The following is a 20,332-nucleotide window of genomic DNA, read 5'->3' on the forward strand; positions in this document are numbered from 1 at the left end:
GGTTTAATGTCTCTAATAGCTCTCACAAACTCTTTTACTAGTTGATTATTTCCAGAAATTAAATAATTTTTTTGCCTATTAGCGTTTGAAAATCCCTGGCAAGGAGGCCCGCCAACTACAACGGTTTTTTCAGGATTGAAATTTAACTTAGTAAAATCAATTTTAGTGATGTCACTATCATTACTTTGAAGTTCTTTCAAAATGATACTTGAGTTATTATCATGATTTTTAATAAAAGTCTGTTGTGCAGATTTATTAATTTCAACCGCTGCAACAACATTAAATCTATCTGTTTGTATGAAGCCATTACTTAATCCGCCAGCCCCAGAAAATAAGTCTATCAGGTCATATTTTGGTTCTTTCATCGCACGAATCCTTTCAAAAATATATTTATCTATTAGCAGCATAGCTCATAAGAGGTCTAATCGCAACTTAAAAAAGGAAAGGGAATTATAATTGAAACATCAAATAAAGGCTAGAATTGTTTTTTTTAACTTAACTATTACAAACAAATATATTTCATAATAAATATGAGAATGAAATGATGAAAGGAGATAATCAATTGAAAAAACACAACAAGCTAATCCGTGATCGCATCCCTGAAATCATCCATGAAACAGGACAAATTCCTGTCGTCAAACACTTGAATCAAGCCGAACATTTTGAACAGGCACGATTGAAACTCTATGAAGAAATCAAAGAGTACGAAGAGACGAACATTGATGAAGAATCCCTTGAAGAACTAGCTGACATTTTGGAACTTGTCTATACGCTCGGGAAGATGCATGGTGCGAATTTCGAAGAGTTGAATCGTATCCGCGAGGAGAAACGTGAGAAGCGGGGCGGGTTTGAAAAAGGTCTCTTCTTAGAAGAGGTTCTTGATCATGAGTGAGTTACGTCTGCATACGAGTCATTTACGAATTCCATTACAACATCAAATCAACGCGGCGACTGAAATTTATATGGTCGTCGCGTTTGCGCAAGTATCGGGTGTTCAAGAACTTACCGCTTCACTTCAACAAGCAGTCCATCGCGGTGCCCAAGTCCGCATTCTGATTGGGGATTACCTCTATTTGACGAACCCAGACGCGCTTGAGATGCTAATGAACATTCAAGGTGTGGAGCTACGGCTCTATCGATCGAAAGGCCAGTCGTTCCACCCAAAGGCATATTTGTTCCGCACACAAGATGGAGGGACGTTCTTTGTCGGCTCGTCCAATCTGTCACATAGCGCCTTGAATCGAGGTGTCGAATGGAACGTCGAGATACCGGCGAGCATCTCGGAGGACGTGTTCGAACAGTCTGTCGACGCGTTTCATGAGCTCTTTTATAGTGACTATGCGCAAATCATGAACGCAGTCTCGTTGCAGCCTTATCGGGAAGAATACGATGCGAAGCAACAGCGGATGAAGGAAGCGGTGCTGATTGCAGAACCACCACCTGTTTATATTGAGGACGATACAATCACGCCGAACACTGTGCAAGACGCTGCTTTAAAGGCGTTACGCGAGACGATGGACGAAGGCAGACGCAAAGCGATGCTCGTGCTCGCTACCGGACTAGGAAAGACGTATTTGAGCGCTTTCTTCGCGCGTCAGTTCAAACGGGTGCTCTTCATTGCCCATCAAAAAGAGATTCTGCTTCAAGCTGAGGCATCGTATAAGAAAGTCGCGAGCGGATGGAAGACGGGATTATTGCTTGGCGGTGACTCGAGAGATGAGGAATCGGCAGATGTCTTATTTGCCTCGATTCAAACGTTGGCCTCGAAACATCGAATGCAGCAGTTCGCACCAGATCAGTTCGATTTGATTGTCGTCGACGAGTTCCATCATTCGGCGGCACCATCCTATCGGCGTGTCCTTGACTACTTCGAGCCGAAATTCTTGCTCGGATTAACGGCAACGCCGGATCGGTTGGACGGGGGAGACGTCTATGCTTTATGTGATGACAATGTTGCGTATCAGATGCACTTCACCGAAGCAATTGAAGAGTCGTATTTGACACCATTCCATTACGTTGGGATTTATGATGAGATTGACTATTCGCAGATTCGGTTGATCAACGGTCGTCGCTATGATCAGGACGAACTGTTGGCGGAGCAGTTGAAGGAAAGTGTCGCTCAAAAAATCTTTGATGCCTGGCGGATGCATCACCAGACCAGAGCTCTTGGCTTCTGTTCGTCGGTCGCTCAGGCTGAGTACTTGGCCGACTATTTCCGTCTGCAAGGTGTTCAAGCCGTAGCTTTACATAATCAGACCGAATATGACCGTGCAGAAGTCATCCGTCAATTGAAGCAAGGACATCTCGATATCATCTTCGCGGTCAACTTGTTCAATGAAGGTGTTGATATCCCGGAAATTGATACGCTATTGTTCTGCCGCCCGACCGAATCGTTGACGGTCTTCACGCAACAGATCGGCCGTGGATTACGTCTATTGAGTGGGAAGACGCACTGCACCATCATCGATTTGATTGGGAACTATAAGAACATCGATAAAAAGTTGGCGCTGTTGACGACGAAGCGGCAGCCGATTGTCAAAGCACTTCCTACAGATGTGGATTTACCAGGCGAATGTACCATCGAATTTGATTTACATGCCATCGATTTATTGAAGCGAATGGTCACCCGTTCTTCGACACGGCGACAACAGTTGGAGCGGAACTACTTCATGGTGAAAGAAGAACTCGGAAGACGGCCGAGTTATCTAGAGTTGATTCAACGAGGCGAATACTCGATGGATGCCTATCGCTCTGATTGGAAGAAAGATGGAGGGTTTTACGGGTTCCTCAATCGGATGGGGGAGCTGGATGAGGAAGAGAGTCACCTGTTTGAAGAGGCGAAGTCGCTATTGCTTGAAGTAGAATACACAGACATGACGAAGAGCTATAAGATGATTGTGTTATCCATCATGTTAAGTCGTGGGGTCGCGGGATGGCTTCAACCACTCTCAGCTAGCGAGGCGGCTCGTCCATTCTATGAGTTCATCAATGAATTCCCATATCGTCAGCAGATTGACGGACAGACGAAAGACTTCCAATCCCCGTTCCATCAACAAAAGATTGAAAAGTTACTGTTGCGGATGCCATTTGATAAAATAGCTAAAGGACCGTTCTTCGTATCAGAGGAGTCATTACACATCGAGCATAATGAAGCATTTGCTCATCCTTTAGTTTACGAATGGGTCAGTCAAATCGTTGAAATCCGACTGCATCACTACTTCAGTCGGAAAGCTTCAGAATGATTGGGAAAGGAGTCTTTAACTTGAAACGCGCACTACTTCGCAAAATCCAATTCGCCCTCCAGCATCACGGTGGGACGGCTTCATTGAAAGAAATCAACGCATATATCGAGCGGTCATACTATCAACTCGAGCTCGATCGGTATAAAGATTGGAAGGCTCACGTCAATAAACAGATTCGGGCCCATTCAAGTGATTCGGCCAGCTTCGCGGGGAAAGAAGACTTGTTTTATTCCACGGGAAATAAGGGCATCTGGGGCCTTCGCCAACCGAATAAGTAACCGAAAGCGGAACCATTTCAGTTGGTTCCGCTTTCAATGTTTACAATACGTCACATACCCTTGTCACAGAATGTTCAATCCTGTAAACTTCGAAACAGTGTGAAAAAAATGTATAAGGGGTTTATCCATGGAAATCGTTCAGCAATTATCGCAAGTACAATTACTCAACCAATTCTGGTTGCTCATGGCCTTCGTCATCCCGATGGTCATTTTATCGCGGATGGTCGTGGCCGGTTCACGGTTCTCGCCAATCCTCGTCATCGTCATCTTTGGTCTCGGACTTGGCTTCGCCATGGTCGAGATGGGCATCGCGACACCGGGTCTTCCTGAGTTCCCGCTCGTCGACTTTATGTCACGGACGACGATCATCGCGCTCGTCGTATCGTTCTTCGTCGGTGGACAAGAACTTCGTAAAATCTTAAGCAAGCAAGAGCTCGACGTGAAAGATATCGTCGTGCCATCGAAAGAAGAGATGTTCCTCGGGACAGGACGGACACAGTTCATCTTCATCCTCCGTTCATTCTTCTTGCTCGTCGGTCTCGAAGGGTTCTTCCGCATGATGATTCAACCGGGCGCGGCAGAGGGCATCATGCTCTACTACCCGATCCTCGCGTTGATCGGTCTCGCGGCATCGTTCCTCTTGATCGACCACAAGGCTCAAATCGACGATAAGAAGGTATACATGCGTAAAGGCGTCATCGAGACAGTCTTGATGCTCGTCATCTTGTTCGTTTCATACGGCATCGCCGTGGCGGTTCAACCGATTATCGCGCTTCCGCAAATCTTCTTCGCCATGTTGATTTCGTCAGCACTCGGTGCCATCTTCCACAACTGGACGTATGGACCGACCGTCCGTGCGCTTCTGTTTGCCGGAATCCCGGTCGTCTTGGCCGCCAACTTCATGGTCGGTGGTTCGCGGATCGGTGATGCGTTCGCTATCGAAGGCATGAACTCGATTCTCGTTTACGGTTTCTTTGGTCAATTGTTCTGGATGTTCGGTGGGATTGCACTCCTCATGTGGTTCGCCCGCACAGGACATATCCGCAACCTCGCACCTGGTATGGCCGGGTCGCTCTCGCACAGTGGTCTCACAGGCGCATGTACGGCCGGTGACTTCGGTCAAGTGGCAGCCAAACGTGCCCCAATCATGATCAACATCCCGTTCTTCGGTCACATCTTCGTGTTCTCGATTTTGGCAGTCAGTGCCGACAACGGGGCGCTCTGGATTTGGCCGACGGCGATCATCGTCTTGGTCGGTCTTGTGCTCACGGCGCTCGCGCTCAAAAACTTGCGCGGTGCCAACGGAGAAGACTTCAAAGAAGTAAAGGCGCTCATGCAGTTCTCGTTCGGTTGGCAGATGATGGCGGTCTTCGGTGGACTCGTCATCCTCAGCTTCAGCTCGATCGCGTTCGACTACACGACGATGGCTCAATCGTCAGCCATCTCGCACTTTGGTCTTTTCGCAGCCGTGCAGGGCGGCATGTTCGGGACAGAGGCATCGCTTCTCATCCCGCTCATCTTCTCGATGCCATTCCTCGTCCACCCGATTGTGTTCTACATGTTCGGGAAGGCGCTCGATAATAACGGTGAAATGCCACGCGTACCGGTTTACGCCATGGCACTCATCGGTGTCGTCGGAGTCTCGTTCGCGATTCTCGGCGTATAACAAACAGCCGCTTCTACCAATGCGTAGAAGCGGTTTTTTGTATGCCGAAACATCGCACCGATGAATCGATGGGACAAAAAAACGGCCGACACGAGGTCGACCGTCTTCTGTTTAGTTGACTTCCGTCACATGGATAACCGGCTTCGCCGTCACGTAGTAGCCTACGCTTTGAGCGAACGCGATGAGGTCCGGGTTTTGGTTGTGTTGCTCGACGGCCGCTTGATCGGCCCAATTCTCGATCATGACGAAGCGGTTCTCCGAAGTCGTCGATTGATAGAGCTCATAGCCCAAGCAACCGGCTTCTTGTTTCGACGAATCGATGAGCTTGTTGATGTCTGCCAAGAAGTTGTCAAATTCTGTTTCTTTCACATCGAAAATGGCGTTGATTAAGATCATGTGGGTGTCCTCCGATTATTTGAATGATGTGATTTTTTCAGCGTCGAGACGTACAGATTGGTAGCCTTCTTCTGCCGCTTTACCGACCGAGAGGATCATGACCGGCACGTAACGGTTTTTGTCTAATCCGAACGCTTCCGCGAGTTGGTCTTTCTCGAAACCGCCGATTGGGTTCGTGTCGTAACCGTGGGCACGAGCGACGAGCATGAATTGCATCGCGGCGAGACTCGAGTCGATTTTGACGATGTCGTTCATTTCTTGTTTCGACAAGTTTTTGTAGTACGGGAGGATGGCGCCGAGCTGTTGGTCGCGCACTTCTTGCGGCATTTTGCCTTCCGCGACAGCTTGGTCGTAAATCTCTTCACCGAGCTCGTAGCATTCCATGTCGCCGAAGATGAGGACCATCGCAGCCGACGTGTCGTTTTGACGGACGTTGAAGCGGATGAGCGGCTTAAGCGTCTCTTTCGCCTCTGGGCTCTCAACGACGACGAAGCGCCACGGTTGCATGTTGACTGAAGAAGGAGCTGTTGTCGCTTCCTCGATCATTTGAAGCATTTCAAGTTGTGAGATTTTGACGTTCTCGTCGTAGACGCGGATCGATTTGCGACCGAGCATCACGTCAGTGAATGTGTTGTTTTCGAATGTAGTTGCCATGGGGGATTACCTCTTTCTCTCTTGTTATAGTTGGTTAAGCTTTTGCAGCAGACTCGACAGCTGATTGATCTCTGACTCGGACAGCACTTTCGTGATCAAATGCTTGCCGCGGTCGTGGTCTTGTTCACAGCTCGTCAAGTCATGCTTGGCTTCGTCGGTCAAATGGACGAACACTTCACGATGGTTCGCGGTGTTCCGTTCCCGGCGGACGTAGCCTTTTTCTTCAAGGATCTTCAAATGGCGGGTGATGGCCGCATTGTCGATTTTCATCGCCTGCTGAATCTCGCTTTGCGAACAGACGCCCTTGTCATGCACGATCATGAGCATCTCGTAGCGGGTCAGGCTGAACCCCGTCTCTTTCTCGAACGAGGTCGCGACGCGTTGGTCCGCCAGTTTAATTTGGTATAGCAGTCGGCTGATATCTCGTAATTCCATCTGTGGTGTCTCACTCCTCTCATTTGATAAGTCAATTATTGACTCGTCAAATGTAAAACATTCATGCCGTGCTGTAAAGGAGAATGCTCACACAAAAAACCATCCGCTCGTGCGAATGGCGATCAGTCTTCATATTTTGTACCGTCAAATCGGTACTCGGTGATGAACGTCGTCTCGTCAAACCCATATAGGCGATCGTGGCGGTTCAAGTCGTCAATCGTCTGGAGCGAATCGAATGACGGATCGCCGGATTGGGACGTGCGTGACACGTTCAAGTAGCGCTCGGTGAAGTCGTCATCCTCATTCGGTGTCCCGTCGAACGAGAAATGAATCGACGTGACGTCGTCCTCGAGTAGGCGGATGACGTCGAGGACGCGCTGCTTCTGAGCATTGGTGTCGTTCCATGCTTCATGCAACATGACGGAGACACCTAAAAACGTCTCTGGATTCAACTCGAAGACGGACGTCGGTTGTCGTCTGTTTACGTCTCGCATGCGTACGACGTCTACAGGCACGTTCGCCCGGACCGTCTCTGTACGTGATAAGACGTTCGCCGTGACGAGACGGTCGTGTAGCGTCGTCTCTGCCTCTTTTACCCAGTACGTCGGCATCACGTCGTCATGGATGGTGCCGTCACCATACGTTCGCGCGGAATACGTCCCGCGAAGTGGTTGCCTTTCGAGCTTGAACGTCGCCTTGTACCCAGTCAGTTTCCAGTCTTGTGACACGTCGACATCGACACGTTCCCCGTACGTGGCATCGATGTAGTCCGTATAGCGTTCGGTCGCTTCGCTTCTTCCGTACATCGATCCGGCGACGAGCAAGCCGATGGCCCCAAGCAACAATCTTTTTTTCATTTTTGGTTCACCTCTCGTCCAATGTACCTGAAAAACACGACGCGCGTCTCAGTCCAAAGTCGTATTCAATTTATTCCCAATTCCCTGTAAACTGAAAGTGCCCTTTAAGAACTATTGTATTTACGTGTACTAATACGTATAATACACTTATACCACGTACACAAGAGAGGGTGTGACCCATGTTATATAAAATTGATATGAAAAGCGCAGAACCGTTGTATGAACAAATCGTAAATCAGACGAAGGCGCTCGTCGTCCGCGGGATATTACGGCCGGGCGACAAGGTCATGTCGGTGCGCGAACTCGCGACCGATCTCGTCATCAATCCGAATACGGTCAGTAAGGCGTATCAGGAACTCGAGCGACTCGGCTTGCTCGAGATGCATCGCGGGCGGGGGACGTTCGTCTCCGAGGACTGGGTCGACCAGGACTCGCCGCGCGCACCGATTTTAGAAGCAATCAAGAAGCTCGCCATCGATTGCCATTACGCGAACATCGCGCTTACCGAAGCGCTGACGCTATTTGAGACCGAATATAAGAAAGTAGGGGAGAACCATGCTGACAGTCCAACAACTGAGTAAGACGATCGATCGACAGCGCGTCTTAGACGACATCGACTTCACCGTCGGCGCCGGGGAAATCATCGCCCTCGTCGGACGGAACGGGGCCGGGAAGACGACGCTCTTACGCACGATGGTCGGGATCATCCGACCGGATACGGGCGACGTCCGTTACGGCCCAGCGAGCATTTTTGAGAAGTCAGAATTAAAACGTGACGTCATCTTCGTCCCAGACTCGGCCGACGCGCTCAAACACTATACGGTCAACGAGGCGGCCGCACTCTACGAATCGATTTACCCGAAGTTCAACCGGTCAACCTTCAGAGAGACGCTTACTCGTTACAACATCGACAACAAGAAGATCCGTCAGCTCTCGAAAGGACAGAAGGCGATGGTGACACTGTCGCTCGCGTTCGCCGTCCAAGCAAAGTACTATCTGCTCGATGAACCGACCGACGGGCTCGACGTCGTCGCCAAGGCTGACGTCTTGAAACTGATGATCGCCCAAGTCGAGGCGCGTAACTGTTCGATCATCGTGTCGAGCCACCAATTACATGAGCTCGAACGCATCGCCGACCGCATCATCATGATTGAGAAAGGACGCGTCAAAGCGATCATGTCGCTCGAGGAGGCACGTGAGACGAGCGTCAAGCTGCAAGTCGTCTTCAACAATCAAGTGCCGGTCGAACTGCTCGAACGAAAAGATATCGAAATCATCAACGTCACAGGCCGGGTCGCCTTGTTCATGGCGAAAGAACGGACGAAGGAACTCGATACGTTCGTCGATGCGCACGACCCGATGCTCGTCGAAGAGATTCCGATGTCGCTCGAAGACGTGTTCCGAGTTCAACTAGGAGGTGAGTCAAGTGTCTTTTAAAGTGCTGTTAAAGAAAGACTGGAAACAAGTGTCGTTGTTATGGATGTTGCTCGTTTTCCTTGGAATTGTCGCCTATACGCTTCCAGTATGGACGCAGATGCAGACGTTCGATGAACAAGTTCGAGAGATTCAAGCGAACCCCGAGGAGTATGCCGAATGGTATGGCGACAATGTGAAGAATCCGTCGGTTGAAGAATTGTTCAGCCCGGAGTACAGCTACTTTATCGGCGACTTACAGACACTGATCCCGTATGGTGGTGTCATCTTCCTCTACATCATCTTTGGCTTCTTGATGGCGTCCGTCCTGATTGGCAGCGAACGCAACAGCCAAATGTCTGATTTTACGATGTCGCTCCCGTTCAACCGCAACCAGCTCTACATATCGAAGTGGTTGATCGGGACGAGTGGCATCATCGTCTCATCTCTCCTTGGCGGACCGCTCATGCTTTGGGTGATTCATTCATCACGCTATTCGTTTTTGATGGACGGACATGCGTTGCAAGTCGCAGGACTCGTCGGATTTATGATGTTGACCGGCATTGCCGTCTTCTCACTAGGATTATGGATGGGTTCATTCGGCGGGGAGGCCGTCTCGCAAGTGCTCTGGTCGGTCGTCGCCTTATTGTTCCCTGTCGGCATCATCTTGTTGATTCAAGGGTCGATTTATTCGCTCACAGAAAACACAGCGGGCGTTTACGATCTATTCGAACGTGCGATCGAGAGTGTGTTCATGCGGGTGATCTCACCGCTCGCGAACGTATTTAACGTCGATACGTTCAACATGTTCACGGACAACACGGTGTGGGAGAACTTTATGACGGTGGCGATGATGAGCGCCCTCAGCTTTATCATCCTCTCGTTCGGTCTCGGTTTATGGATGTTCAACCGGGCCCCGCAAGAGAACAATGGCCGCTTCTTCATGTTCACGAACTGGCTTTGGCTCGTCCACGTGATCATGGTCGTCTGTTTCGCCATGCTCGGCGGGATTATTCTGGCCAACCTCTCGTACCCGACGAACAGCATTCTTTACTTGATCGGCTTTGTCATCGGTGGATTCCTGGCGCACTTGCTTGCGAAACGTCTGCTCTATCGCTTGAACTTGAAACTAAAATCTTGATAGGAGGATTCTCATGAAACGGCTCAGTCTGCTCGTCGTCTTGCTCATCGTGCTCGCTGGATGCGGGGACACCGAACGATCGAACGCTTTCCAATACAAAGGGTCTTACGTCGGGGACAACAGCGCCGTCGCCGGGATCGCCCAGACGTTGCCGATGCACGACTGCTACAAGTCGATCGAGCTGCAGACGAAAAAACGTCCTTACGGGCTGACGATTCGTTACAGTGATCCTGAGATTGAACGGATCGAACAGGAGCGGCTCGCGATTCGGAATGCGGCGACGTACTTCACACTCGTGCAAAACACGGAGATTGTCCGCTTCGCTTTCCCGAACCGAACATATTCGTTCTCGCGCCCAGAGATGGAAGCGTGGCTCGATGTCGACTTCTCGACCATCAAGTGGGAAAAGGATTTAAACGATCACCTGGACGAGAAAATCGGCAACCAAGAGCAGACCGAAGCCTATTTCAAGAGAATCTAAGCGTGTGCGGAAACTTTCATCCGCACACGTTTTTTCGATATTTTCTGAAAATTATCGGGTAAAGGGTAGATGAAAGCGTTTTCTTGGCATTATAATAGAGTTAACTGAATGAGTATTCATTTCAAGGAGGAAAAGCGATGAACAAACCGTGGTTGCAAGATTATCCAACTGACATGTCAGAAACGATTGATTACGAGGTGAAACCGCTCTACGAGGCCTTAACCCGGGCCGCTACCGATTACCCGGACCGGACCGCCGTCTCCTTCATCGGCAAAGAGTTGACGTTCGCCGAGGTCGATGACGCGGCGAGACGGCTCGCGACGATGCTTCAATCGAAAGGGTTGCAAAAAGGGGACCGCGTCAGCCTGATGCTCCCGAACTGTCCGCAATACGTCATTTCATTCTACGCCGTCTTGTACGCTGGTGGAACGGTCGTCCAGACGAATCCGCTCTACACCGAGCATGAGCTCGAGAACTTGATCACCGACTCCGGTGCGAACATCCTCATCACGCTCGACCTCCTCTATCCGAAATCGCTTCGTGTGAAACAGAAGACGGACATCAAGACGATCGTCACGACGAGCATCGCCGATTATCTTCCGTTCCCGAAGAACAAACTCTATCCGATCAAAGTGAAACGTGAGAATAACATCGTCATCGACACGACAGGTTCGGTCGCGTTCAAAGAGTATAAAAACTACGGGCCAATCACCCCGACCGAGATCGATCCGAAAGAGGACGTCGCCGTCTTGCAGTATACGGGTGGGACAACGGGGCTGCCGAAAGGCGTCATGCTGACCCACTTCAACTTGACGGCGAACGTCGACCAAATCTCGAACTTCTTCTATAAATATAACCGAGGCGACATAAAGCGTGTCTTGAGCGTCGTCCCGTTCTTTCACGTCTACGGCATGACGTGCTGTCTGAACTTCGGGATGGCGAACGGATACGAGCTCGTCCTCGTCCCGCGTTTTGACGTCACCGACGTCTTGAAGACGATTCACAAGAAGAAGCCGCACTTCTTCCCTGGTGCACCGACGATGTATGTCGGCATCCTGAACGACCCGAAATTGAAAAAGTATGATTTGTCGTCGATCGAGGCGTGTATCTCCGGGTCGGCGCCGCTGCCGGGCGAAGTGCAAGAACAGTTCGAGAGCATCACGGGCGGTCGCATCGTCGAAGGATATGGCCTGTCGGAAACGTCACCGGTCACACACGCAAACTTCCTATGGGATAAACGAATCGTCGGCTCGATCGGCGTGCCGCTGTCGGACACTTCTGCTAAAATTGTAAAGGCAGACGGAGAGACCCCGGCTGACATCGGTGAAATCGGAGAAGTCATGTTGCACGGCCCGCAAGTCATGAAAGGGTACTGGCAGAAGCCGGAAGAGACGGCTGCCGTCTTGAAGGACGGATGGCTCGCGACCGGTGACCTCGGCTATATGGGCGAGGACGGGTTCTTCTATATCGTCGATCGGAAGAAGGACATGATTATCGCCGGGGGCTTCAACGTCTATCCGCGTGAGATCGAAGAAGTGCTCTATGAGCATCCGGCTGTCAAAGAAGCTGTCTGTATCGGCGTTCCGGACCCGTATCGCGGCGAGACGGTCAAGGCGTTCATCGTGACGCGTGACGGTGTGAACGTGACAGAAAATGAGCTCGACAAGCACTGCCGTGAGAAGCTCGCGGCGTATAAGGTACCGAAGCTGTACGAGTTCCGGGAAGAATTGCCTAAGACGTTCGTCGGTAAGATTTTACGTCGTGTCCTTGTCGACGAAGAGAAGGCGAAACAAGTGAAACAAAGCAGTTGACACAATCGTGTCACATGATAGAATAATAAATGAATGAACCATCATTCATTTTTCTGCAGCAGTAAGGAGCTTGGGTGTTTATGACAAAGAATGGATCAAAAAGTGACCGCATTATCGATGCGGCAGTGAAAGTAATTGCAAATCATGGCTATCACGGTGCAAAGGTGACGGCCATCGCCAAAGAGGCGGGTGTCGCCGACGGGACGATTTATCTGTACTTCAAAAACAAGGAACATTTGTTGATTGAATTGTTCCAGACGAAGATGGGCCTGTTTATCGACTACTCGAAGCAACAGATCGAGCAGGAGACGACGGCTGGCGACAAACTGTATCAATTGATCGAGTCGCATCTTAAACAACTGTCGGCCGATTACGACCTTGCCGTCGTGACACAAATCGAGCTCCGGCAGTCTAACTTGGCACTCCGTCAAAAAATCAGCGAAGTGTTGAAGCCGTACTTGAACTTGATCGACGCGGTCGTGCGACATGGGATCGACACCGGCGAATTTGATAACGAACTCGATTATCGACTCGCCCGGCAGATGATTTTCGGCACGATCGATGAAGTGGTCACGAGCTGGATGGCGAGCGGCTTCAAATATGATTTGATGTCGACGCTACCAAAAGTACACCATATGTTAAAAAAAGGGCTTGCTTAATCGTAAGCCCTCTCGCTAGCTCAAAAAATGAATGCTGATTCATGAATGATGGTGCGAACAACTTATAAGGGGGAACTACGATGAATATTTTTGTATTGCTGAAGCGTACGTTTGATACAGAAGAAGCGATTCAGCTCGAGAATGGGGAAATTCAAGAAGACGGCGCGGAGTTCATCATCAACCCGTATGACGAATATGCAGTCGAGGAGGCCATCCGCAAACGTGACGATCTCGGGGGAGAAGTCACGGTCGTGACGGTCGGACCGGAAGACGCGGACAAAGAACTTCGCACGGCGCTCGCGATGGGTGCGGACAAAGCGGTCCGGATTTCAATCGAGGATGACGTCGAGGACGCCGACCACGTGACGATCTCGAAAGTGCTCGCCACGTACTTGAAAGAGCAAGCGCCTGACCTCGTCTTCGCCGGGAACGTCGCGATCGATGGCGGCAGCGGTCAAGTCGCGCCGCGCGTCGCAGAACTGCTCGATATGAACTACGTGACGACGATCACGAAGCTCGACATCGATGGGACGACGGCGACGGTCACACGCGACGTCGAAGGGGACACGGAAGTAATCGAAGTGCCGCTCCCGCTCCTCGTGACGGCGCAGCAAGGATTGAACGAACCGCGCTACCCGAGCCTTCCAGGCATCATGAAGGCGAAGAAGAAGCCGCTCGAAGAACTCGAACTGTCGGACATCGACCTCGATGAGGACGAGATCGAAGCGAAGATCGAGACGATCGAACGCTTCTTGCCGGAAGAAAAGAAAGCAGGACGCATCCTTGAAGGGGACACGTCGTCACAAGTGAGCGAGCTCGTTCAATTACTTCGCACGGAAGCAAAAGTCATTTAAGGGGGACACATAGATGAAAGCTTTAGTACTCGCAGAAGCGCGTGAAGGCGCCTTACGGAACGTATCATTTGAAGCGATCGCCGCGGCGAAGCAACTGACGGACGACGTGACGGCGGTCGTCATCGGGGATGATGTCAAAGCACTCGCCAATGAACTCGGGGAATACGGTGCGGGCCGCGTCCTCGTCATCGAGGACGAGCGTCTCAAGCACTACACGCCAGACGGCTACGGGCAAGTGCTCCGCCAAGTCATCGAGCAAGAATCACCGGACATGATCGTGCTCGGCCATACGGCGCTTGGGAAAGACATCGCCCCGAAACTCGCGGCTCGTCTGGACGCGGGACTCATCAGTGACGTCGTCTCAATCGAAGGGTCTGGCAAAGATGCCGAGTTCGTCCGCCCAATCTATTCAGGGAAGGCGTTCGAGAAAGTGAAGTTCAAAGACTCGGTCATGTTCTTCACGATCCGTCCGAACAACATCGACGCCCTTCCACGTACGGCTGGAGCGAGCGCATCGGTTGAGACACCGAGCGTGGAGCTCAAGGACCTTGCCATGATCGTCAAAGAAGTCGTCCGCAAAGCGACGGGGAAAGTCGATTTGACGGAAGCGAAAGTCATCGTCGCCGGAGGCCGCGGCGTCAAGAGCGAGGACGGCTTCAAACCGCTCGAAGAACTCGCCGAGCTTCTTGGCGGGGCCGTCGGTGCCTCACGTGGAGCGTGTGACGCCGACTACTGTGACTACGCCCTTCAAATCGGGCAGACCGGGAAAGTTGTCACGCCGGACTTGTATATCGCCTGCGGCATCTCGGGCGCAATCCAGCACTTGGCAGGGATGAGCAACGCCAAAGTCATCGTCGCCATCAATAAAGACCCGGAAGCGAACATCTTCAGCGTGGCCGACTACGGCATCGTCGGCGACTTGTTCGACGTCGTCCCACTGTTAACAGAAGAGTTCCGCAAACACCTCGTCAACAGCTGATATGCAGAACGTTTGGGGAAACGTACCCTCCGTGGTATACTCTGAACATGAAATGCATGAGAGTCCTTAATCGGCTCTTACATCTTACTGGGGAGGTATTTATCAAATGGCTATTAAACACGCAACGACTCAAACATTCGAACAAGAAGTAAAAGAGGGCGTCGTCCTCGTCGATTTCTGGGCAGCTTGGTGTGGACCGTGCCGCATGATCGCACCGGTACTCGAAGAGCTTGACCAAGAGATGGGCGACCAAGTCCAAATCGTGAAACTCGACGTTGATGAGAACCCAGAAGTAGCGGGCGCTTTCCAAATCCAAAGTATCCCGACACTCATGATGTTCAAAGACGGACAACCTGTCTCAAAAACAATGGGCTTCCAACCAAAAGAAGCACTCAAAGAGTTTATCGCGACAGCAAAATAATGCGTACAGCCGACTGGGGAACTGGTCGGCTGTTTTTTATTGGGCTCGTTAGGGAAGAAGGAGTTTAGTCGTTTCGCATGGAATAACAACGGTTAAGGTTCGGTTTGAAGTGAGCGGGAAATTCGGGAAAAGCACCATCTGAAACCGGATACATATCAGGTTTGATTAGAATTTTTTTTCGTCATTTTTAGTCGTCTCCCTTCATATTTAACAGTCCAAGTTTTTTTGACGATGCTCGAAAATACGGGAAGGTTTTATCATGGAAACGGACTGAAAATGTACGCTATACTCATGAGGAAGACATGATGACGTCAAATGAACTTAATAATTGGCCCATCGCTTGTAAGACTCTGCTCGAAGGAGGAATTTTCTTGTCGGTGTTACATTTAGCTATCTTATTGCCGCTTCTCGCGGCTCCGTTCATCCCGTTCTTGTTCCGGGCGCTGAAGCGAATCCATACGGGTTGGTTCGTGTTAATCGTTCCGGTCGTCCTGTTCGTGTACTTCTTCCGCTTCATCGGAATCACGAGCGCGGGGGACGTCGTGACGGAGACGGTCGAATGGATGCCATCGCTCGGCATCAACTTCACGGCCTACGTGGACGGGCTCGGACTATTGTTTGCCCTCCTCATTACAGGGATTGGGGCGCTCGTCGTCCTCTATTCGATTTACTATTTGAATAAAGACAAAGAGTCGCTCGGACATTTTTATGTGTACTTGCTCCTCTTTATGGGTGCGATGCTCGGTGTCGTCCTCTCAGACAACATGGTCGTCATGTACATGTTCTGGGAACTCACGTCGATTTCGTCGTTCCTGTTGATCGGGTATTGGTACGAGAAAGAGCGCTCACGCTACGGGGCGCGTAAATCGATGCTCATCACCGTGTTCGGTGGTCTGTCGATGCTCGGGGGGATTGTGATTCTCGAGTCGATCGCCGGTTCGTTCAGCATCCGCGACATGGTCGCCAATCAGGCGATGATCGCGGAGAGCCCGTTCTTTATCGCGGCGATGATTCTCATCTTGCTCGGCGCCTTCACGAAGTCGGCGCAATTCCCGTTCCACATCTGGTTGCCGGACGCGATGGAAGCACCGACCCCGGTCAGTGCGTACCTCCACTCGGCGACGATGGTCAAGGCCGGTCTCTATCTCGTCGCACGGATGAGCCCGGTGTTCCAAGAGTCACCGATCTGGCTATGGACGATCGCCGCTGTCGGGACGTTCACCTTGTTTTGGGGTTCGTTCAATGCGGTCAAACAGACTGATTTGAAAGGGATTCTCGCCTTCTCGACGGTCAGTCAGCTCGGTCTCATCATGTCGCTCCTCGGCCTTGGAGCCGCGGCGCTGCATTATGACGGCATGGATGACAACATCTATATGGTCGCGACGATCGCGGCAATCTTCCATTTGATCAACCACGCGACGTTCAAAGGGTCGCTGTTCATGATGGTCGGGATCGTCGACCACGAGACGGGGACACGTGACATCCGTAAACTCGGCGGTCTGATGACCGTCATGCCGATCACGTTCACGATCGCCGTCATCGGCTCATTGTCGATGGCAGGGTTGCCGCCGTTCAACGGCTTCCTCAGTAAAGAGATGTTCTTGAAGGCGACGACAAAAGTGTTCTCGATGGACTTCTTCGCGCTCGATACGATCGGCATTTTAATTCCGGTCGTCGCGTTCATCGCGAGCGTGTTCACGTTCATCTACAGCTTGATCATCTTCACACGGACGTTCATGGGCAAAGCCCAGTTCGACCAGTTGCCGAAACAGCCGCACGAGGCACCGATCGGGATGCTCATCCCGCCGGCGATTCTCGCCATCCTCGTCGTCGTGCTCGGGTTCGTACCGAACGTATTGTCGAACTCGCTCATCAAGCCGGCCGTCGAGTCGATTTATCCGACGCTCGTCGCGAGCGGTCAGGATGTGAAAGTCGACATCTACTTCTGGCACGGATTGACACCTGAACTCTATATGACGATTGGGGTCATCCTGCTCGGGACGCTCATGTTCTTCACGATCAACAAGTGGATGGGCATCTACAACCACATCCCGCATCGCCTGACCTTGAACGGGATGTACGATGGGACGCTCGTCTGGTCGAACAAGGCGGCGTACCGCTTTAAAGACAACTATATGACGGGCTTCATCCGCTCGTACTTGGTGTACATCTTCTTGTTCTTGTCAGGCATGATGTTATTCTCGATGTATCGCTTCGACTTGTTCGACTTCTCGTTCGGCGAGATGGAAGCCGTCGCACCGTATGAATACGTCCTTGGGGCCGTCATTATCTTGGCGTCGCTTGCGATTCTGTTCATGCGTTCGCGTCTCCCGTCGATCATCTTGCTCGGTGTCGTCGGGTACTCGGTCGCGCTGTTCTTCGTTTTCTTCAACGCACCGGACCTCGCCTTGACACAACTCGTCATCGAGACGGTATCGGTCGCCTTATTCCTGCTCGTCTTCTATCACATGCCGGAAATTAGCAAGAAAGAAGTGCGCGTCAAATTCAAGATCGAAAATGCGATCGTCTCGATTTTCGTCGGGGTGACGGTCATGCTCCTCAGCTTCATGGCGCTGTCGAACCGATCGCTGTCGTCGATTTCCGAGTACTATAAAGAAAACGTCTATGATTTGGCAGCCGGGAAGAACATGGTCAACGTCGTCCTTGTCGACTTCCGTGGCTTTGATACGTTGTTCGAAATCGTCGTCCTTGCCATCGCGGCCATTGGGATTTATACGATGATCAAATTTAGAACGACAGTACGTACGAAAGGAGCGCGCGAACATGAACCGAAAAAATGATCAAGTCAATGACGTCATCTTACAGACGGCCGCGGTGATCATCTTCTTCATCATCATCGTGTTCTCGATCAATCTCTTTTTCGCCGGGCACTACTCGCCGGGCGGAGGCTTCATCGGTGGGTTGATGACAGCGGCGGCGCTCGTGTTGTTGCTCCTTGCCTTCGATTCGAAGACGCTCGCCAACGTGCTCCCGTTCGACTATCGGAAGATGACGGCGCTCGGTCTCGTCATCGCGATGCTGACGTCACTCCATAGCATCTTTTGGGACCGTCCGTTCCTGACGCACGCCTACGATAAATTTGACTTGCCGCTCTTGGGCGAACAGACGCTTCACACGGCGATCGCTTTTGACCTTGGCGTTTACCTTGTGGTCATCGGTGTGACGATGACGATCATTCAAACGATTGGAGAGAGTGAATAATGGAAATCTTCGTTAGCATCATCATCGGTGTCTTGACGATGAGCGCGGTCTATATGATTCTCTCAAAGAGTTTGTTGCGCATCATCATCGGTACCGGGTTGCTCAGCCACGCTGCTCACTTGCTCGTCTTGACAATGGGCGGGCTGAAAACGGGGGCGGCACCTGTCCTCGTCGATGGGGTCACGGAATATACCGACCCGCTCCCGCAAGCGCTCGTCTTGACGGCGATCGTTATCAGCTTCGGGGTGACCGCGTTCTTCCTCGTGCTCGCGTATCGGGCTTACCAGGAACTGAACACGGATAATATTGAGGAAATGAAAGGAACGGAATCGAATGATTAACTTACCGATCTTTCCGATTGTCATCCCGGCGCTTGCGGCCATCTTTCTTCTCTTCGCACCGAAGCAAGTTCGTCTGCAACGCGGAGTGGCACTCGGGGCTTTACTTGTAACGTTTATAGTGACGGTGCTGCTCATCTTCACCGTGTCTCAAGACGGTATCATGACCGTCGACTTAGGGAACTGGCCGGCACCATTCTCCATCACGCTCGTCTCAGACATGCTGTCGGCACTGCTCGTCGCCACGTCGACGTTGCTCGTCTTCTTCATCGTCTGGTTTGCGACTCATTACTTCTCAGACGCCTATGAATCGAACTACGTCTACGTCGCGATGCTGTTCCTCCTCGTCGGGGTGAACGGGGCCTTCACGACAGGCGATATTTTTAACTTGTTCGTCTTCTTTGAAGTCTTCCTCATCTCGTCTTACGTGTTAATCGTGCTCGGCGGGAAAGGGGTCCAGTTGCGCGAGTCGATCAAGTATTTGCTCGTGAACATCATCGCCTCGGCGCTATTCGTCATGGCCGTCGCGCTCATTTACGGAACGGTCGGCACGCTCAGCTTGGCGGACCTCGCGCAAAAGATTCCACTCGTTGAGAATCAGAGCGTCATCACCGTCATCGGTGTGTTCTTTGTCATCGTCTTCGGTTTGAAAGGGGCACTCGTGCCACTTCACTATTGGCTCCCGGGCTCGTATGTCGTGGCACCGACCCCGATTCTCGCCATGTTCGGGGCGCTGTTGACGAAAGTCGGCGTCTACTCGATCCTACGGACGTATACGCTCCTGTTCGACGGAGGGAGTGCGTTCATGCAAAACTTCTTGATCATCCTTGCCGTGTTGACGATCGTCATCGGAATGATCGGGGCAATCGCCTACAACGACGTCAAGTTGATCATCATCTACAACATCATGATCGCCGTCGGCGTCATCTTGTACGGGATCGCACTCAACACGCAGACGTCGCTTGAAGGGGCACTCTACTATTTGATTCATGACATGCTGATCAAGGCCGCCTTGTTCATGCTTGTCGGGATGATGATCGGCATCACAAAATCCGGTCAACTGCGCGACATGGGCGGTTTGATCACCCGCTTCCCATTGTTCGGCTGGACGTTCTTCATCGCGGCGTTGTCGCTCGCCGGGATTCCGCCACTTAGCGGATTCTTCGGGAAACTGTTGATCGTTCAAGGCGGGGTCGAGGAAGGCAGCCTGTTCGGCCCGCTCCTCATCTTGCTGTCCAGTCTGTTCGTCCTCTTCTCGGTCATCAAAATCTTCTTGTACGGATTTTGGGGAGAAGAGAAACGCGTCTATGACGGCCCGCTCGTGCCGTATGTGAACCGTCTCATCGTGCCGACGTTCTTGCTCGTCGCCGTCGCCGTCGCCTACGGGTTCGGCGCTGAAGCGATGCATCCGTTCATTACCCAGGCAATCGAACCGCTCGTGCAACCCGAAATCTATATCGATGCCGTGATTAAGGAGTGATTTAG

At 51.4% G+C, this 20,332-nt stretch carries 22 protein-coding genes; 17 read left to right on the forward strand and 5 right to left on the reverse strand.

Features of this window, described 5'->3' with window-relative positions; all coding sequences use genetic code 11:
- Window positions 1-365 (reverse strand): DNA cytosine methyltransferase (locus DPV68_RS05100; RefSeq protein WP_232819511.1); only part of this gene is annotated, 365 nt, incomplete at its 3' end.
- A gap of 197 nt (window positions 366-562) precedes the next feature.
- On the opposite strand from DPV68_RS05100, the gene DPV68_RS05105 reads away from it, so the two are divergent.
- From DPV68_RS05105 to DPV68_RS05120, 4 genes are all read left to right on the forward strand, one after another.
- Window positions 563-892: a nucleoside triphosphate pyrophosphohydrolase gene (locus DPV68_RS05105; RefSeq protein ID WP_114165836.1), complete on the forward strand. Its 330-nt coding sequence runs from the start codon at window positions 563-565 to the stop codon at window positions 890-892.
- Window positions 885-3,242, forward strand: a complete 2,358-nt coding sequence (locus DPV68_RS05110; RefSeq protein ID WP_114165728.1) for a DEAD/DEAH box helicase family protein — start codon at window positions 885-887, stop codon at window positions 3,240-3,242. The genes DPV68_RS05105 and DPV68_RS05110 overlap by 8 nt, the downstream gene beginning before the upstream one ends.
- A 20-nt stretch (window positions 3,243-3,262) precedes the next feature.
- On the forward strand, window positions 3,263-3,520 hold the full coding sequence (locus DPV68_RS05115) for a hypothetical protein (protein WP_114165837.1): 258 nt from the start codon (window positions 3,263-3,265) through the stop codon (window positions 3,518-3,520).
- A 127-nt stretch (window positions 3,521-3,647) separates the two neighbouring features.
- Window positions 3,648-5,186, forward strand: a complete 1,539-nt coding sequence (locus tag DPV68_RS05120) for a hypothetical protein (protein ID WP_114165729.1) — start codon at window positions 3,648-3,650, stop codon at window positions 5,184-5,186.
- Window positions 5,187-5,297: 111 nt separating this feature from the next.
- Here the strand turns inward: DPV68_RS05120 and DPV68_RS05125 are convergent, their stop codons facing one another.
- From DPV68_RS05125 to DPV68_RS05140, 4 genes are all read right to left on the reverse strand, one after another.
- Complete coding sequence (locus tag DPV68_RS05125; RefSeq protein ID WP_114165730.1) at window positions 5,298-5,582, reverse strand: putative quinol monooxygenase; 285 nt, start codon at window positions 5,580-5,582, stop codon at window positions 5,298-5,300.
- Between the two features lie 15 nt (window positions 5,583-5,597).
- Complete coding sequence (locus DPV68_RS05130; protein WP_114165731.1) at window positions 5,598-6,236, reverse strand: nitroreductase family protein; 639 nt, start codon at window positions 6,234-6,236, stop codon at window positions 5,598-5,600.
- Between the two features lie 24 nt (window positions 6,237-6,260).
- On the reverse strand, window positions 6,261-6,671 hold the full coding sequence (locus tag DPV68_RS05135) for a MarR family winged helix-turn-helix transcriptional regulator (RefSeq protein WP_034776750.1): 411 nt from the start codon (window positions 6,669-6,671) through the stop codon (window positions 6,261-6,263).
- 122 nt (window positions 6,672-6,793) lie between these two features.
- Window positions 6,794-7,528, reverse strand: a complete 735-nt coding sequence (locus DPV68_RS05140; protein ID WP_114165732.1) for a hypothetical protein — start codon at window positions 7,526-7,528, stop codon at window positions 6,794-6,796.
- Between the two features lie 179 nt (window positions 7,529-7,707).
- Between DPV68_RS05140 and DPV68_RS05145 the strand changes: the two genes are divergently transcribed.
- The 13 genes from DPV68_RS05145 to DPV68_RS05205 all read left to right on the forward strand — a co-directional run bounded on the left by DPV68_RS05145 (window position 7,708) and on the right by DPV68_RS05205 (window position 20,327).
- Window positions 7,708-8,109, forward strand: coding sequence for a GntR family transcriptional regulator (locus DPV68_RS05145; RefSeq protein WP_114165733.1), 402 nt, complete (start codon window positions 7,708-7,710; stop codon window positions 8,107-8,109).
- Window positions 8,084-8,965 carry an ABC transporter ATP-binding protein gene (locus DPV68_RS05150; protein ID WP_114165734.1) on the forward strand — a complete coding sequence of 294 codons (882 nt, stop codon included), beginning with the start codon at window positions 8,084-8,086 and terminating at the stop codon, window positions 8,963-8,965. Before DPV68_RS05145 ends, DPV68_RS05150 begins: the two co-directional genes overlap by 26 nt.
- Window positions 8,955-10,082, forward strand: coding sequence for an ABC transporter permease subunit (locus tag DPV68_RS05155; RefSeq protein ID WP_114165735.1), 1,128 nt, complete (start codon window positions 8,955-8,957; stop codon window positions 10,080-10,082). Before DPV68_RS05150 ends, DPV68_RS05155 begins: the two co-directional genes overlap by 11 nt.
- 13 nt (window positions 10,083-10,095) lie before the next feature.
- A complete protein-coding gene (locus tag DPV68_RS05160) occupies window positions 10,096-10,563 on the forward strand; it encodes a DUF4825 domain-containing protein (RefSeq protein WP_114165736.1) in 468 nt (155 codons plus the stop codon).
- Window positions 10,564-10,700: 137 nt separating this feature from the next.
- On the forward strand, window positions 10,701-12,374 hold the full coding sequence (locus DPV68_RS05165) for an AMP-binding protein (protein ID WP_114165737.1): 1,674 nt from the start codon (window positions 10,701-10,703) through the stop codon (window positions 12,372-12,374).
- Between the two features lie 80 nt (window positions 12,375-12,454).
- Complete coding sequence (locus DPV68_RS05170; protein ID WP_114165738.1) at window positions 12,455-13,033, forward strand: fatty acid metabolism transcriptional regulator FadR; 579 nt, start codon at window positions 12,455-12,457, stop codon at window positions 13,031-13,033.
- 80 nt (window positions 13,034-13,113) lie between these two features.
- Entirely contained in the window at window positions 13,114-13,887 is a 774-nt protein-coding gene (locus tag DPV68_RS05175) for an electron transfer flavoprotein subunit beta/FixA family protein (RefSeq protein ID WP_114165739.1), read from the forward strand.
- Window positions 13,888-13,900: 13 nt separating this feature from the next.
- Window positions 13,901-14,866 carry an electron transfer flavoprotein subunit alpha/FixB family protein gene (locus tag DPV68_RS05180; RefSeq protein ID WP_114165740.1) on the forward strand — a complete coding sequence of 322 codons (966 nt, stop codon included), beginning with the start codon at window positions 13,901-13,903 and terminating at the stop codon, window positions 14,864-14,866.
- Window positions 14,867-14,972: 106 nt separating this feature from the next.
- Window positions 14,973-15,287, forward strand: coding sequence for a thioredoxin (gene trxA / locus DPV68_RS05185; RefSeq protein ID WP_034776769.1), 315 nt, complete (start codon window positions 14,973-14,975; stop codon window positions 15,285-15,287).
- A gap of 371 nt (window positions 15,288-15,658) precedes the next feature.
- A complete protein-coding gene (locus DPV68_RS05190) occupies window positions 15,659-18,088 on the forward strand; it encodes a Na+/H+ antiporter subunit A (protein ID WP_114165741.1) in 2,430 nt (809 codons plus the stop codon).
- A complete protein-coding gene (locus tag DPV68_RS05195; protein WP_114165742.1) occupies window positions 18,072-18,509 on the forward strand; it encodes a Na(+)/H(+) antiporter subunit B in 438 nt (145 codons plus the stop codon). Before DPV68_RS05190 ends, DPV68_RS05195 begins: the two co-directional genes overlap by 17 nt.
- On the forward strand, window positions 18,509-18,850 hold the full coding sequence (locus DPV68_RS05200) for a Na(+)/H(+) antiporter subunit C (protein ID WP_021066825.1): 342 nt from the start codon (window positions 18,509-18,511) through the stop codon (window positions 18,848-18,850). Before DPV68_RS05195 ends, DPV68_RS05200 begins: the two co-directional genes overlap by 1 nt.
- On the forward strand, window positions 18,843-20,327 hold the full coding sequence (locus tag DPV68_RS05205; protein WP_114165743.1) for a Na+/H+ antiporter subunit D: 1,485 nt from the start codon (window positions 18,843-18,845) through the stop codon (window positions 20,325-20,327). Before DPV68_RS05200 ends, DPV68_RS05205 begins: the two co-directional genes overlap by 8 nt.
- The last annotated feature ends 5 nt before the right edge of the window (window positions 20,328-20,332 follow it).

The sequence above is a fragment of the Exiguobacterium sp. TNDT2 genome, from assembly GCF_003331145.1.
Taxonomy (GTDB): domain Bacteria; phylum Bacillota; class Bacilli; order Exiguobacteriales; family Exiguobacteriaceae; genus Exiguobacterium.